This is a genomic window from Streptomyces dryopteridis (assembly GCF_049606955.1).
Lineage (GTDB): Bacteria > Actinomycetota > Actinomycetes > Streptomycetales > Streptomycetaceae > Streptomyces.
This window is the reverse complement of record NZ_CP187113.1, coordinates 4,463,668-4,477,522: the sequence shown is the minus strand read 5'-3', so window position 1 is coordinate 4,477,522 and position 13,855 is coordinate 4,463,668. Positions and strand designations below refer to the sequence as shown.

11 protein-coding genes, 1 pseudogene and 1 CRISPR repeat array are annotated in these 13,855 nt (G+C 74.4%); of the genes and pseudogenes, 8 read left to right on the top strand and 4 right to left on the bottom strand.

The genetic code is table 11. The features are described 5' to 3' along the window. Nucleotides 1-21: 21 nt before the first annotated feature. The 3 genes from ACN20G_RS19160 to ACN20G_RS19150 all read left to right on the top strand — a co-directional run bounded on the left by ACN20G_RS19160 (nt 22) and on the right by ACN20G_RS19150 (nt 3,741). Entirely contained in the window at nt 22-1,848 is a 1,827-nt protein-coding gene (locus ACN20G_RS19160; protein ID WP_424214018.1) for an FAD-dependent monooxygenase, read from the top strand. Between the two features lie 487 nt (nt 1,849-2,335). Further along, on the top strand, nt 2,336-2,731 hold the full coding sequence (locus tag ACN20G_RS19155) for a hypothetical protein (protein WP_424214017.1): 396 nt from the start codon (nt 2,336-2,338) through the stop codon (nt 2,729-2,731). Nucleotides 2,732-2,880: 149 nt separating this feature from the next. Next, a complete protein-coding gene (locus ACN20G_RS19150) occupies nt 2,881-3,741 on the top strand; it encodes a hypothetical protein (RefSeq protein WP_424214016.1) in 861 nt (286 codons plus the stop codon). An 86-nt stretch (nt 3,742-3,827) separates the two neighbouring features. Here ACN20G_RS19150 and ACN20G_RS19145 read toward each other — a convergent pair whose 3' ends face one another. Next, complete coding sequence (locus ACN20G_RS19145; protein ID WP_424214015.1) at nt 3,828-4,034, bottom strand: hypothetical protein; 207 nt, start codon at nt 4,032-4,034, stop codon at nt 3,828-3,830. Between the two features lie 218 nt (nt 4,035-4,252). Continuing rightward, nucleotides 4,253-4,594: direct repeats of the CRISPR family, unit length 29 nt; unit sequence GGGGTCATCCCCGCGTGCGCGGGGGCTGG. A 1,037-nt stretch (nt 4,595-5,631) separates the two neighbouring features. Here ACN20G_RS19145 and ACN20G_RS19140 point away from each other — a divergent pair. Next, nucleotides 5,632-6,162, top strand: coding sequence for a peptidylprolyl isomerase (locus ACN20G_RS19140; protein WP_424214014.1), 531 nt, complete (start codon nt 5,632-5,634; stop codon nt 6,160-6,162). A 521-nt stretch (nt 6,163-6,683) separates the two neighbouring features. Here ACN20G_RS19140 and ACN20G_RS19135 read toward each other — a convergent pair. Further along, nucleotides 6,684-7,528 (bottom strand): annotated as a pseudogene (locus ACN20G_RS19135) (IS5 family transposase). A 90-nt stretch (nt 7,529-7,618) separates the two neighbouring features. Next, the gene (npdG, locus tag ACN20G_RS19130; RefSeq protein WP_424214013.1) at nt 7,619-8,326 is read right to left on the bottom strand and encodes an NADPH-dependent F420 reductase; all 708 of its coding nucleotides are present in this window, start codon (nt 8,324-8,326) and stop codon (nt 7,619-7,621) included. Nucleotides 8,327-8,422: 96 nt separating this feature from the next. Between npdG and ACN20G_RS19125 the strand changes: the two genes are divergently transcribed. Next, nucleotides 8,423-9,025, top strand: a complete 603-nt coding sequence (locus tag ACN20G_RS19125) for a hypothetical protein (protein WP_424214012.1) — start codon at nt 8,423-8,425, stop codon at nt 9,023-9,025. 1,385 nt (nt 9,026-10,410) lie between these two features. On the opposite strand, the gene ACN20G_RS19120 is transcribed toward ACN20G_RS19125, so the two are convergent. Next, nucleotides 10,411-10,701: a hypothetical protein gene (locus ACN20G_RS19120; protein WP_424215579.1), complete on the bottom strand. Its 291-nt coding sequence runs from the start codon at nt 10,699-10,701 to the stop codon at nt 10,411-10,413. 81 nt (nt 10,702-10,782) lie between these two features. Between ACN20G_RS19120 and map the strand changes: the two genes are divergently transcribed. From map to ACN20G_RS19105, 3 genes are all read left to right on the top strand, one after another. Beyond that, entirely contained in the window at nt 10,783-11,640 is an 858-nt protein-coding gene (map, locus tag ACN20G_RS19115; RefSeq protein WP_424214011.1) for a type I methionyl aminopeptidase, read from the top strand. Between the two features lie 239 nt (nt 11,641-11,879). Beyond that, a complete protein-coding gene (locus ACN20G_RS19110; RefSeq protein WP_424214010.1) occupies nt 11,880-12,527 on the top strand; it encodes a heme oxygenase (biliverdin-producing) in 648 nt (215 codons plus the stop codon). A gap of 219 nt (nt 12,528-12,746) precedes the next feature. Further along, entirely contained in the window at nt 12,747-13,739 is a 993-nt protein-coding gene (locus ACN20G_RS19105; RefSeq protein WP_424214009.1) for a GlxA family transcriptional regulator, read from the top strand. Nucleotides 13,740-13,855: the final 116 nt, after the last annotated feature.

Sequence of the window (13,855 nt, the reverse complement as noted above, 5' to 3'; positions counted from 1 at the left end):
CACACGGACATGGGGAGTCACATGGCACACCGGAACGTCCTGATCGCGGGAGCCGGCATCGCCGGCCCGGCCCTCGCCCACTGGCTCGACCGGCACGGCATGCGGGCCACGATCGTCGAACGCGCCCCCGCCCTGCGCGACGGCGGCCAGACCGTGGACGTGCGCGGCGCCGGCCGCGAGGTCGTGCGCAGGATGGGCCTGGAGCCCGTCCTGCGCGCGCACGCCACCCGCGAGGAGGGCATCCGCTTCGTCGACGGGGCGGACCGCGTCAAGGCCGCGTTCCCGTCCGGGGCCTTCGGCGGGCAGGGGCCGATCTCCGACCTGGAGATCCTGCGCGCCGACCTCTCCCGCGTCCTGTACGAGGACACCGTCCCCCGCACGGAGTACCTGTTCGGGGACGAGATCACGCACCTCGCGGAGGTCGGCGAGCAGGTGCACGTCACCTTCCGCAGCGGGACGGAACGCGCCTTCGACCTGGTCGTCGCGGCGGACGGAGCCCGCTCCCGCACCCGCGACCTCGTCTTCGGCCCACCCGAGGGCACCGCCGGGTCCGGCGGGGCCGCCGGGAGGACCGGCACGGGCAACGCGGCCGGCACAAGCGGCATGGGCAGCGCGGCCGGCACGAGCGGCATGGGCCGCGCGGGTGGCCCGGACGGCATGGGCCGCGCGGGTGGCCCGGACGGCACGTACGGCACGTACGGCACAGACAACGCGGGCGACACGAGCAGCATGAGCAACACGGGCGCCACGGGCAACGCGGGCGCCACAGGCAACACGGGCGGCATGGGCAACGCTGGCAGGACCAGCGGCACGGGCAACGCGGGCGCCACAGGCAACACGGGCGGCATGGGCAACGCTGGCAGGACCAGCGGCACGGGCAACGCGGCCACGGCCGGCGGCACGCGCAGGGCCGGCACCACCGCCGCGTCGGGCGGGTCCGTGGGCCCCAACGGCCCCGACGGCCCCGACAGGGCCGCCGCCCTCGGCCGCTCCCCGGACGGGCTGTCCCCGGACGGACGGTCCCCGGACGGACGGTCCCCGGACGGACGGTCCCCGGACGGGCGGTCCTCGGACGGGCGGTCCTCGGACGGGCGGTCCTCGGACGGGCGGTCCTCGGACGGGCGGTCCGCCGCGTCCCGGCTCACCGACGTGCGGTCCGTCGGGATCTCGACCGCGTACCTCACCATCCCCCACCACCCCTCCGACGGCCGCTGGGCGCGCTGGCACAACGCCCCCGGCGGGCGCACGGCGACCCTCCGCCCCGACAACCGGGGCACCACCCGCGCCTCCCTCGCCTGGCTCTCCCCGCCCCGAGGCCACGAACGCCTCGCCCCCGACGCCCAACGGACGCTGCTGCGCGCCCTCTTCGCCGACGTGGGCTGGGAGGTCCCGCGGATCCTCGCCGCTCTGGACGACGCCGAGGACTTCTTCCTCGACCACGTCGTCCAGGTCCGCATGCCCACGTGGTCCCGGGGCCGTGTCGTGGTCGTCGGCGACGCCGCGTACTGCGCGTCCCCCCTCAGCGGCATGGGCACCAGCCTCGCCCTCACCGGCGCCTACGTCCTCGCCGGCGAACTCGCCCACCACGCACGCCACGGCGACGCCTTCGCCCGCTACGAACACCTCCTGCGCCCCTACACCGCCCGCGCCCAGCACCTCCCGCCCGGCGTGCCCCGCGTCGCCTCGCCCCGCACCCGCGTCGGCATCCGCACCCTGAACACCGTGCTGCGGGCCGCCGCCCACCCCCGCGTCGCCGCGGCCCTCGACCGCTTCCTCGTCCCGCCCGCCGACACCTTCACACTGCCCCCGTACGGCACGCCGCGCACTGCCCGCCCCACCCACGACTGACGGGGTCGGGGGCGGGGCGGGGGCGTGACGGGGCGAGTTAGGGCGGACGCACGAACGCAGCGGATCGACGGACGGTCCCATAGGGCCGAACGAGGTCCGCCACGTCCCCCACACGGGGCAGCACCGTCCCGCGTTCGCCCCTGCGCGGGACTCCGATGCCCACGCGCATCCCCCACCCCGCCCCGGCGCCCCGGGCCGCGTTCGGCGCGGCCCTGGCCACGCAGCCCCCGCCCCTCACCCCCGCGCCCGTGCCCGCGCCCGCGCCCGCGGACGCCACGCTCACCGGCCAAGCCATCGGCCTCGCCCACTACGCGACCCACGCCGTCCCGAAACGCACCACCCTCGACCCGCTCGGGCTCGACTTCACCCGGGCCAACGCCCTCAACTCCCGCTCCACCGGCCCCCACACCCGCGCCACGCTCCTCGCCCGGATCCGGTACGGACTCAAGGTCGACACGCCACCGCCGAGGCCGCGCCGGCCGGGCTGGTGGCGGCCGGGCTCGTCACGGGCGGGGCCGGGCTCGTCACGGGCGGGGCCGGGCTCGTCACGGGCGGGGCCGGGCTCGTCACGGGCGGGGCCGGGCTCATCACGGGCGGGGCCGGCGACACCGGCTCCGTCACCCTCACCCTCACCGAGGCCGGACGGGCCACGCAGGACGGGATCCGGGAACGGGTCGCCCACGTCACCGAGCACCTGTACGGCGACCTGCCGCCCGCCGACCGCGCCGTCACGGCCCGCGCCCCGGCCCTCGTCACCGAACGCGCGAACACGGTCCCGGCCACGATCGACACCGAAGCCGAGGCGGGGGCCGGGGCCGACTCCGTGGCCCGGCCCGCAGGGGGCGCGCGGACGGCGGACGGGACGGCGGGCGCCGGCGTCTGACGTGCGCCCCCCGCCGGCCGGTTTCCGTCGTCGCGCCCTGGGCAGTCATCCCCCGGCCACGCCGCCCCCGAGGGGCGTCGGCCGGGGGTTTCCCGCCGGCGCGCACCGGACGCGGCGGCGGTCTCAGGGGAGGGACGGGGTACACCACCATGTCCGAACACCACCAGGGCGGCCTGCCCGAGGGCACCTACAACGGCACGAACTCCTTCGCCCCGGACCCGGACGCGCTCGCGTCCGGGATCCTGTGGCGCATCAGGCCGGGCGCGTCGATCGTCGTCGTGCCCGACAGCTTCAACCTCCAGGCCGCGAACGACGCGCTGACCATCAAGACCCAGACCCAGATCGACCTGTACCGCAACACCGTGGACTTCGAGGGACGGCGCCAGGAGAAGTCCCCGGAGCTCATCAGCGCGGTGCAGCAACGCATCGTCCTCGACACGATCCTCATCAAGATCGCGACGGTCAAGGAGGGCGGGATCGCGCTGGAGGGCAAGATCTGGCACGAGTTCGGGCACGTGCTGCACGGCGCGCCGGAGAACGGTCTCGTCTTCGCGCACGAGCTCGACTCGGTGCGCCGCGTGTACGGCGACGCCATCGCCCGGGAATGGGTGGTGGGCCCGAACCGCGGGCTGGGCTACTTCGCGACGTTCGCCGTGAACCCCGGCAAGGACAACCTGGAGGCCCACCTCCGGGCCCTGCTGACGGACAGCGAGTACCTGGACTTCGAGGGCCGGGTCCGCAAGATCGTCGAGGACAAGGCCGCGGCGGCGGCGAACACCCGGAGCACGGGCACCTCGATCGCCCCGCCGCCCGTACAACAGGCGGACCCGGGGGTCGGCGAGTCCATCGCGGGCACCCTCTACGAACTCCAGACCCGCCTCGGCGCGAAGGCGAGGGGCGCGAAGTTCATGGGCACGGTGGAGGTGGACAGGCAGATCAAGTTCGCCGACATCTTCTGGATCGTCGTGGCGATCGACGGCGAACGCTTCACCCTCCGCCGAGCGAAGTAACCCCCGCACGACCCCGGTGGGGTCCCGGCGAAGACCGGCGGGCCCTCACCGGGCGTCACCCGATCTCAGACCACCAGAGCCATGGCTCAGACCTCAACGGTCCGGGCAGGGGCGGCCTGCTGGGCGGCGGCCCGCATCTTGGCCTTGCGAATGTAGAACCACGCCATGTTCGAGGTGATGCCCGCCAGCAACACCCACACGATCCCGAGAAAACTGCCCTCCACGAAGGCGACCACCGCTGCCGCCACGGACAGGGCACAAACGACGATCGCGTAGATGGCGAGGCGAGGCATGGATCGGGCTCCTCGGGTTCCGGCGGGACGGTACGGCTAGGACGAACCCCCCCAGTGTCCCCCACGCCCACCCCCACCCCACCCCGGGGTCCACCCCCAAAGCCACCAGCCCCCACGAAAGCAAGCACAAGCCCCGGGCAACCAAACCCACCAACCGAAAACCGCCCCCACACGCGCGGGGGCCGGCAACCGAGTCCATCAGCCAATGCAACCGGCGCAAGACCATCCCCGCATGCGCGGGGGCTGGAAGCCATCAGCACCCACCCCCACTGGGCCACCGGGGTCATCCCCGCGTGCGCGGGGGCTGGCTGGCGGGCATCCGGCAGGCCGCCGCTGGCGCTCCCGCAGGGGGTCATCCGCGCGTGCGCGGGGGCTGGCAAGGGCTCAAGGACAGCAAGGGGTTCGCCGAGGGGTCATCCCCGCGTGCGCGGGGGCTGGGCAGGGTGTTCATGAAGACCTCCAAGACGATGGGGGTCATCCCCGCGTGCGCGGGGGCTGGCGGGCTGCTGCCGGGCGCGCGGCCACCGGTTCGGGGTCATCCCCGCGTGCGCGGGGGCTGGAGTCTTTCACCTGCGGGTTTGTCGCGGCGGGGTGGGGTTTTTGGCAAGGATTGGGGATCGCGACATTTCCGACATATCTGGGCCTTGGGGGTGGGCGCTTCTTGGGGCTGGGCTGTTGGGGGTTATCTTCGCTGATTTTGTCGGGGGTGGGGGGCGTACGTCCTGGTGGGTCGGGGTTGTTGCGCGGTGGTGGGAGCGGTCGGGGCTGGGGTGGCCGCCTGCCGGCGGCGGGTAGGTCAAAAGCGTTTCCCGGTGGCGGCGGGGAGGGGTACGGGGTCTCGGTGCGTTGCCGGGTGCGGGTGGGGTGGGGGCTTCGGGCCCCTTGGGCCCGCCGCGTCGGGCTCGCCCCTGCCCCCTGCGGGGCCGGCCTTCGGGGTGGGGCCGTCGGGGGCCGTAGGCGGTCGAGGTGTGGTGGGTGGCCGCGTTCGGGCCGGGTTCGTGAGGGCGGCCTTCGCGGGCTCCGGGGGTGGTTGTTGGGGGGCTGCGCTCGCCACGGGATTGGGTGAGGACGGGCAATCGCCTTGGCCCCGGCTCCCCTCCGCCGCCCCTGGGAAAAGCTTTTGACTTGCCCGCCGCCGGCAGGCGGCCACCTCCGCCACTCGACGACCCGTCGCCCGGCGGATCAGGGCACCTCGGGATGCCTGTTCCGGTGGTTCCGCTGGTTCGGCGACCGGGGGAGGTCGTCGTGCGGCGGGGTTGGTTCGGTGCGGGGTTGGTTCGGTGCGGGTGGGGGGCGAGGTGGGTGGCCTCGCCGCAGGGTGCCGGCCCGGGGCGGCCTGAGGGGGGTGCGTGGGGCCGTTGCAAGCGTGCCCTTGGGGGCGGCGGCGGTCCACGGGGCTTGCCCCCGCCCTCGACTGTTGGGGTGTGGGTCCGGGTGAGGACAGGGCGTGAGCGGGTCGTGGGGTGGGGTTGTGTGCGGGTCCGGGTAGCGGCCTTGGCGGGGCCCGGACTCGGGGGATGTGGAGGAAGTCGGGTGGTTGGGGGGTGCGGGCTGGGATGATCGCGGGCGTACCGTACGTGACGACCGGGAGGGTCCCATGAGCACGAGCCCCGCCAAGACGGCCACGATCCACACCACCCTGGGTGCGATCCGGCTGGAGCTGTACCCGAACCACGCGCCGAAGACCGTGCGCAACTTCGCGGAACTCGCCGAAGGCACCAAGGAGGGCGCGACCGATCCGCGCACCGCGACGCCGCTCAGCGGGCCCTACTACGATGGCACGCCCATCCACCGGGTCATCGACGGGTTCATGGTCCAGGCCGGTGACCCGACGGGCACGGGTCGGGGCGGGCCGGGGTACACCTTCGGCGACGAGGCGCACCCCGACCTGACGTTCTCCGAGCCCTACCTGCTGGCCATGGCCAACGCGGGTCCGGGGACGAACGGTTCGCAGTTCTTCATCACCCTGGGCCCGACCACCTGGTTGAACTTCAAGCACACCATCTTCGGCAAGGTCGCCGACGCGGAGTCGCAGGCGGTCGTGGCCGCGCTCGGGAAGGTGGAGACGGACCGCAGCGACAAGCCGCTCTCCCCGCTGCTGATCGAGCGCGTCGAGATCGGGCGCTGAGGCGGCACCGGTCGGGCCGGTTGGCCCGGTCGAGCCGCCCGCGTCGCCCGTGACGCCCGTGACGCCCGTGACGCCCGTGACGCCCGTGACCAGTGTGCGGACGGCCCGGTGGGTCCCGCCGCGCCATGCCCGGCCGGCGCGGCGACGCGGGACCGGCGGGTACCGGAGAGCCCACCCGACCGGGTCCGGCATCGCCGGCGTGACACGGGCGGTGTGACGGGGCCGGCGTGACGGTCCGACGAGGCCGGCGGGTCCGGCGCGGCGGTGTGAAACCGCTGGGCCGCCGGCCCACCGGGCCGGGCCTGGTGGACCGAGCCAGGCCGAATCGGATCAGGTCTGGCCGAGCCTGGTTTGGGTCGAATCGGGTCCGGTCGGACGGAGCCAGGCCGAGCCGGGCGGAGCCGAGCCAGGCCGGATCGGGCCGAGCCAGGCCGGATCGGGCCGAGCCAGGCCGGATCGGGCCGGATCGGGCCGGGCCGAGCGGAGCCAGGCCGAGCCGGACCTAGGCCGTTTCCTTCGGATCATCGTGCTGACCAGATGAAGATGGCGGCGAGGTGGAGTCCGGCGAGGTAGATGGTGGCGGTTTTGTCGTAGCGGGTGGCAAGGCCGCGCCACTGCTTGAGCTTGTTGATGCACCGCTCGACGGTGTTCCGCTGCTTGTATGCCTCCCGGTCGAAGGCCGGCGGGCGGCCGCCGAACCGGCCGCGACGTTTGCGGTTGGCGGCTTGGTCGGCCGGCTGCGGGATCACCGCCCTGATTCCACGTCGCCGCAGGTGTCGGCGGATCGCCCGGGACGAGTACGCCTTGTCGGCCAGGACCACGTCCGGCGTGACTTTGGGACGGCCGATCCGCCGGGGCACCCGCAAGCGGGCCATGACCTGCGTGAACGCGGGCGCGTCACCGGCCTGGCCCGGCGTGATGACGAAGGCGAGAGGCCTGCAGCGGCCGTCGGCGGCGAGGTGGATCTTCGTGGTCAGTCCGCCGCGGGAGCGTCCGAGGGCATGATCGTGCGGCTCGCTGGCCGGGGCCCCTTTTGACGGGCCCCGGCGGCGTGCTGATGAGCACGCACGATCGTGGAGTCGACCGCGACGACCCAGTCCAGGTCGCCCTCGGCGTCGGCCTGGGCGAGGAGGGCGGTGAAGACCTTCTCCCAGGTCCCGTCCGCCGCCCAGACCCGCAGCCGATTGTGGGCGCCCTTCCACGAACCGAAGTGCTCGGGCAGGTCCATCCACGGCGTCCCGGTCCGGTACTTGAACGCGATCGCGTCGATCACCTGCCGGTGATCCCGCCACCGCCCACCCCGCCTCGGGGACCGATCCGGCAACAACGGCTCGATACGGGCCCACTGGGCATCAGTCAACGACACACATCAACCAACGATCAGATGATCCCAAGGAAACGGCCTAGCCGAGCCGGACCTGGTCGGGCCTGGTCAGGTCCGGCCAGGCCGGGTCCGTCAGACGTCCGTGATGCGGAGGCCCGCGTGGGCCTTGTAGCGGCGGTTGGTGGAGATGATGTTGGCGACCAGGGCCTCGACCTGGTGGGCGTTGCGCAGGCGGCCGGCGAAGACGCCGCGCATGCCCGGGATGCGTTCGGCGAGGGCCTGGATGGTGTCGGTGTCGGCGCGGGACTCGCCCAGGACCATGACGTCGGTGTCGATCTCCTCGATCGCCTCGTCCTGGAGCAGGACCGCCGACAGGTGGTGGAACGCGGCGGTGACCCGGGACTCGGGGAGCAGCGCGGCGGCCTGCTGCGCGGCGCTGCCCTCCTCGGGCTTGAGGGCGTACGCGCCCTGCTTGTCGAAGCCGAGCGGGTTGACGCAGTCCACGACGAGCTTGCCCGCGAGGTCCTCCCGCAGGGATTCGAGGGTGGCGGCGTGGCCGTCCCAGGGCACGGCCACGATGACGATGTCGCTGCGGCGGGCGCATTCGGCGTTGTCCGCGCCCTCGACGCCGAGGCCGAGTTCGTCGGCGGCGGCACGGGCGCGGTCGGCGGCGCGGGAGCCGATGATCACCTTCTGGCCGGCGCGGGCGAGGCGGTAGGCGAGGCCGCGGCCCTGGTCGCCGGTGCCGCCGAGGACGCCGACGACGAGTCCGGACACGTCGGGCAGGTCACGCGGGTCCTTGGGGGCGGGCGCGGCGGGGGTGCTCTCAGTGGAAGTCATGGGGGCGAGGGTACTGCCGGGTAGCGCGGGACCGAACGGGTGACGCGGCCCGGATCCGCGCGCGATCGCCCGGGCGGCGGGCGCAGGATGCGGGGCATGGACGCGGTACGGGTGGCGCTGTTGCGCGAGGTGTTGGCGGGAACGGAGTGGCCGGGGGCGGCGCGGCGGTTCGGGGGGAACCTGCGGCGGTCGGTGGTGTCGGCGGGGGGCGGGCTGTTGCTGGTGGGCACCTCGGGGCACGAGCCGTGGCACCTGGCGGCGCACCTGGTGGACGAGTCGGCGTGGGCGGGACTGCCGGAGCTGGCGCCGACGCTGGTGCGGCACGCCGTTCCGCGCGGCGCACCCGCGCACCTGTCGGTGGGGCTGAGCCGGCTGGAGGGGGCGCGGCGGGGGGAGACGCTGCTGGTGGTGGCCCCGGAGCGGCCGGGGGCGGGGCTGCTGGAACGGGTGCACGACGCGCGCCGGGCGGGGGCGACGGTGTTGTCGCTGGACGCGGGCGATCCGGACCTGGGGTCGATGGCGCACGAGTTGCTGAGCGTGCCGACGGGCGCGGCGACGGACCTGGACACCGTGCAGCACCTGGTGAGCGCGGCGGCCGGGGAGAACTCGCTGCCGGCCCAACGCACCCCGCGCCGGTTCCGCGACCGCCTGGCCCGCCTGGCGGACACCCTGACCTCACCCCCACCGGCCCGCTGGTAGCCCCACCCCACCCCGTTCCCAGTACCGCTCACGGTCCGGGTCCGTGAGCCGGCCCTGGTCCGGAGCCGGGGCCGGTCCTGGTCCGGCTCTCGGTCCGGCCACGACCCCGGTCCGTGGGCAGGGCCCCAGGGGCGGACCACGGGGGCGGGCGGGGCCAGGACACAGGCGCGTTACGGCCACGAGGGGGCGGGGCCAGGCCACGGGCGCGGTTACGGCCACGGGCCCCAAGACAGGATCGTGGCCGCAGGGCTGGTCCGTGCACGCGAGGCCGATCCGTGGGCATGGCCCCAGAGCTGGGCCACGGGGGCGGGGATGGGCACGGGGGGCGAGGGGCGGGGTCAGCCGACGAGGGAGGCGGCGGGGCCAGGCCACTGGCGCGTTTACGGCCACGGGCCCCAAGACCTGATCGTGGGCGCAGGGCTGGTCCGTGCACGCGGGGCCAATCCGTGGGCATGGCCCCAGAGCTGGGCCGGCGGGGATGGGGCACCGGGGGGGCGAGGGGCAGGGTCAGCCGACGAGGGAGGCGGCGGGCCAGGCCACGGGCGCGGTTGCGGCCACGGGCCGCAGGACCGGGTCGTGGGCACGGGGCTGGTCCGTGCGCGCGGGGCCGATCCGCGGGCGTGGCCCCAGGGGCGGACCACGGGGGCGGGACTGGGCCACGGGAGGGCGAGGCCAGGCCGCAGGCGCGGCTACGGCCACAAGCCGCAGGACCGAATCGTGGGCGCGGGGTCGGTCCGTCGATCCGGGGCGGGGGCGACTGGTGTGTGCGCGGGGCCGGTCCGTCGGGGCGAGGCGAGGCAGGGCGACAGGTGTGGGCGCGGGGTCGGTCCGTCGGTGCGGGGCGGGACGGGGCGACGGGTGTGGGCGCGGGGTGGCGAGGGGTCGGGCGTCGGTTCGGCCGGGTGCGGGTCTCGCCGTCCGTGTGCCCGCCTCGCAGGATGCCCGCCTCGCTGTCCGCCCATCCGGGCGGGTGCGCCTTTCGGCATCCACCCATCCGGCCGGGTGCGCGTCTCGCCAGCCGCCCGCCCGGCCAGGTGCCCGCCTCCGCGACCACCCGACCGCGTGCCCGAGTCGGCGACCGCCCGCCCGGGTGCGTGCCCACATCGGCGTTCGTCCGCCCGACCGCGTGCCCGCCTCACCGTCCGCCCACCCGGCCGCGTGCCCGCATCGGCGTTCGTCCGCCCGACCGCGTGCCCGCCTCACCGTCCGCCCACCCGGCCGCGTGCCCGCATCGGCATCCGTCCGCCCGACCGCGTGCCCGCCCCACCGTCGGCCCGGGCGTGTGGCGGGCTCGGCGTTCGTCTGCCCGGCTGCGTGGCTCCGCCCGGCGGTGTGGCCGCCCGGTGGTGTGGGCCGCTCGTCGTTTTTCGTTTGGCGGGGTCGGGTCAGTCGGTCGGGGTGGCCGTGCCCGTGTCCGTCGTACCTGCGGCTCCGGCGCCGTCGCCGTCCTCGGCCGTCGGGGCGTCGGTGGTCTTGCCGTGCCAGCGGGGGTCGTTCTCCCACTGCAGGTTGCGTTCGCGGGCGCGTTCCATGGCGTGGTTGGCGTCCTCGCGGGAGGTGTACGGGCCGAAGCGGTCCTTGGCCGGGCACTCCGGGCCTTCCTCGACCTTCTTGTGCTTGAGGCAGTAGTACCATTCGCCCGGTTTGCCCACCTGGCGTTTCTTGAGCAGCGCCATCGTCACCGTCTCCTCGTCGTGCTCCGTGATCGGCTCCTGTGACGCCATGCTGCCCGAGAACCGCCGACTACACTCGCCCGCATGTCCAGCCAGTCGCTGCTCGTCCCAGGAGAGCTTTCTCCCACCCGTTCCGTTCCCGGCGCCATCCGTCGCCCCGAGTACGTCGGCAAGCCCGCCCCGACCCCGTACACCGGGCCGGAGGTGCAGACCCCGGAGACCGTGGAGGCCATGCGCCACGCGGGCGGGATCGCCGCGCGGGCGATGGAGGAGGCCGCCAAGCTGATCGCCCCGGGGGTCACGACCGACGCCCTGGACAAGGTCGCCCACGAGTACATGTGCGACCACGGCGCGTACCCGTCGACCCTGGGCTACCGGGGTTTCCCGAAGTCGCTGTGCACCTCGGTGAACGAGGTCATCTGCCACGGCATTCCGGACTCCACGGTGCTGCGCGACGGCGACATCGTGAACCTGGACGTGACGGCGTACATCGGCGGCGTGCACGGCGACAACAACGCCACCTACCTGTGCGGGGACGTGGACGAGGAGTCGCGGCTGCTCGTGGAGCGCACCCGCGAGGCCCTGAACCGCGCGATCAAGGCGGTGCGGCCGGGGCGGCAGATCAACGTGATCGGCCGGGTCATCGAGTCGTACGCGAAGCGCTTCGGCTACGGCGTGGTCCGTGATTTCACGGGCCACGGCATCAGCACGTCCTTCCACTCCGGCCTGATCGTCCCGCACTACGACAGCCCGCACGCGACCACCGTGATGGAGGAGGGCATGACCTTCACCATCGAGCCGATGCTGACGCTGGGCACCCACGAGTACGACATGTGGGCCGACGGCTGGACCGTCGTGACCAAGGACCGGAAGCGGACCGCGCAGTTCGAGCACACCCTGGTGGTGACGGCGGACGGGGCCGAGATCCTTACCCTCCCCTGACCTCCGCCCCCCTACCCCCGCCCTCCCACGTTCCGCGCGACGAGACGCCGGCCCTCGCGGCCGGCGTTTTCGCGTTCCCGGGCTCGGCCGTACGGGTGTGCTCGGCCACGTTCACGGGTTTTTTCCGACACGTTGTCGGGAACCCATTGACTTAGGTAAACCTAAGTAGGAAGATCGGCGTGGCGGGGTTGCTCCGCCACGCCCGGTCCTCGTTACCCAACGCCTCTCGGAGGTCCGCCTTGGACGCCTTCTCCACCGTCATCCGTGTCGCCTCCCACGAGCAGCACACGGAGGCCGAGACCTCGACCTTCATGAGCGACCTGCTCGGCGGCCGACTCGGCGTCGACGCCTACACCGCCTACACCGAGCAGCTGTGGTTCGTGTACCGGGCCCTGGAGGACGGCGCCGCCGCCCTCGCCGACGACCCGGTCGCCGGGCCCTTCATCCGCTCCGAGCTGATGCGCGTCACCGAGATCGAACGCGACCTGGCGCACCTGCGCGGCTCCGAGTGGCGTTCCACCGTGCGCGCCCTGCCGGCCACCGCCGCCTACGCGGCCCGCGTCGCCGAATGCGCCGCGTCCTGGCCGGGCGGCTACGTCGCCCACCACTACACCCGCTACCTCGGCGACCTCTCCGGCGGCCAGATCATCCGCGACAAGGCCGAGCGGACCTGGGGCTTCGAGCGCAAGGGCGACGGCGTGCGCTTCTACGTGTTCGCCGACATCTCCAACCCCGCCGCCTTCAAGCGCCTGTACCGCGAGCTGCTGGACGGCGTGGCCGCCGACGACCTGGAGAAGCAGCGGATCGTGGAGGAGTGCAAGCGCGCCTTCGACTTCAACGGCGCCGTCTTCCGCGAGCTGGGCGACCTCTTCCCCGTCGCCGCCTGACCCGGGCCCGCAGCCCCGCCCGGGCCCCCGCCCCGGCCCGGCGGCACCCCGCCCGCACCCGCTCGCCCGCACCCGCCCGTGAGCACTCCGCCCCGGGGCCCGACCGTCTCGCACGGTCGGGCCCCGCGCGCGTTCCCGCAGGTCACCGACCCGGGCATGTCCGAATGTGACGGGGAATCGTCATTGCGGCCGGACCCGGGGCGCGGGGAGGATGGGCACATGCCCCGCACCCACCGCGTCGTCATCGCGGTCTTCCCCGACGTCGACCTCCTCGACGTCACCGGCCCGGCCGAGGTCTTCGCCCTCGCCAACCGGGAGACGGGGGGCCGCGCCGGCTACGAGGTGGTCCTGGCCGGCCCCACCGCCGGCCCGGTCCGCACCTCCGCCGGGGTGCGGATCCTCGCCGACACCTCCTTCGACGAGGTGACGGGCGGCGTGGACACCCTCCTGGTGCCCGGCGCCGTGGACCCCGGTCCGCACGGGTTCGTCGCCCGCATCGACGGGCAGGTCGTCGACTGGCTGCGCCGGGTCGCCCCCGATGCCCGCCGCGTCGCGTCCGTCTGCGTGGGCGCGCACCTGCTCGCGGCGGCGGGCCTGCTGGACGGCATGACGGCCACCACCCACTGGTCCACCGCCGCCCAGCTCGCCGCCGAACACCCCGAGATCACCGTCGACGCCGACCCCATCTTCGTGCGCGCCGACCGGGGCCGGCTGTGGACGGGCGCCGGCATCAGCGCCTGCCTGGACCTCTCGCTCGCGCTGGTCGCCGAGGACCTCGGGGAACAGACGGCGCTGGCGGTGGCCCGACAGCTCGTCATGTACCTCAAACGCCAGGGCGGGCAGAGCCAGTTCTCCGTGCCGCTCAGCCGACCCGCCGCCTCCCGGCGGGACATCGACGAACTGCGCACGTGGATCGCCGACCACCTCGACCGCGACCTCTCCGCGCCCGTCCTCGCGGCCCGGATGTCGCTCAGCGAACGGCACTTCGCGCGGGTCTTCACCCAGGAGACCGGCATGGGGCCGGCCGCGTACGTGGAATCGGCCCGGGTGGAGGCCGCCCGTCGGCTGCTGGAGACCACCGACCTGCCGCTGGCCGAGGTCTCCGCGTCCGCCGGCCTCGGCTCCCCCGAGACCCTGCACCGGGCCATGCGCCGCCGGCTCGGCACCACCCCGGCGAGCTACCGGCGCCGCTTCCGCACCGCGGGCCCCTGAGGGCCCGGGCCCCACGCGGTCTCGTCCCCGCCCCCCTCTTCCCCCCTCCGACAGCCCGGCCGTCCGTGCGCGCCCCGTGCGCCGCGGCGTGCCCGGTCCTGCCCTTCCCGTTTCCC

What these genes read in the sequence shown, in the direction of transcription:
- ACN20G_RS19160 (WP_424214018.1), top strand. Translation starts at nt 22, where the DNA reads ATGGCACACCGGAACGTCCTGATCGCGGGAGCCGGCATCGCCGGCCCG.
- ACN20G_RS19150 (WP_424214016.1), top strand. Translation starts at nt 2,881, where the DNA reads ATGTCCGAACACCACCAGGGCGGCCTGCCCGAGGGCACCTACAACGGC.
- ACN20G_RS19145 (WP_424214015.1), bottom strand. Translation starts at nt 4,034, where the DNA reads ATGCCTCGCCTCGCCATCTACGCGATCGTCGTTTGTGCCCTGTCCGTG.
- ACN20G_RS19140 (WP_424214014.1), top strand. Translation starts at nt 5,632, where the DNA reads ATGAGCACGAGCCCCGCCAAGACGGCCACGATCCACACCACCCTGGGT.
- npdG (WP_424214013.1), bottom strand. Translation starts at nt 8,326, where the DNA reads ATGACTTCCACTGAGAGCACCCCCGCCGCGCCCGCCCCCAAGGACCCG.
- ACN20G_RS19125 (WP_424214012.1), top strand. Translation starts at nt 8,423, where the DNA reads ATGGACGCGGTACGGGTGGCGCTGTTGCGCGAGGTGTTGGCGGGAACG.
- ACN20G_RS19120 (WP_424215579.1), bottom strand. Translation starts at nt 10,701, where the DNA reads ATGGCGCTGCTCAAGAAACGCCAGGTGGGCAAACCGGGCGAATGGTAC.
- map (WP_424214011.1), top strand. Translation starts at nt 10,783, where the DNA reads ATGTCCAGCCAGTCGCTGCTCGTCCCAGGAGAGCTTTCTCCCACCCGT.
- ACN20G_RS19105 (WP_424214009.1), top strand. Translation starts at nt 12,747, where the DNA reads ATGCCCCGCACCCACCGCGTCGTCATCGCGGTCTTCCCCGACGTCGAC.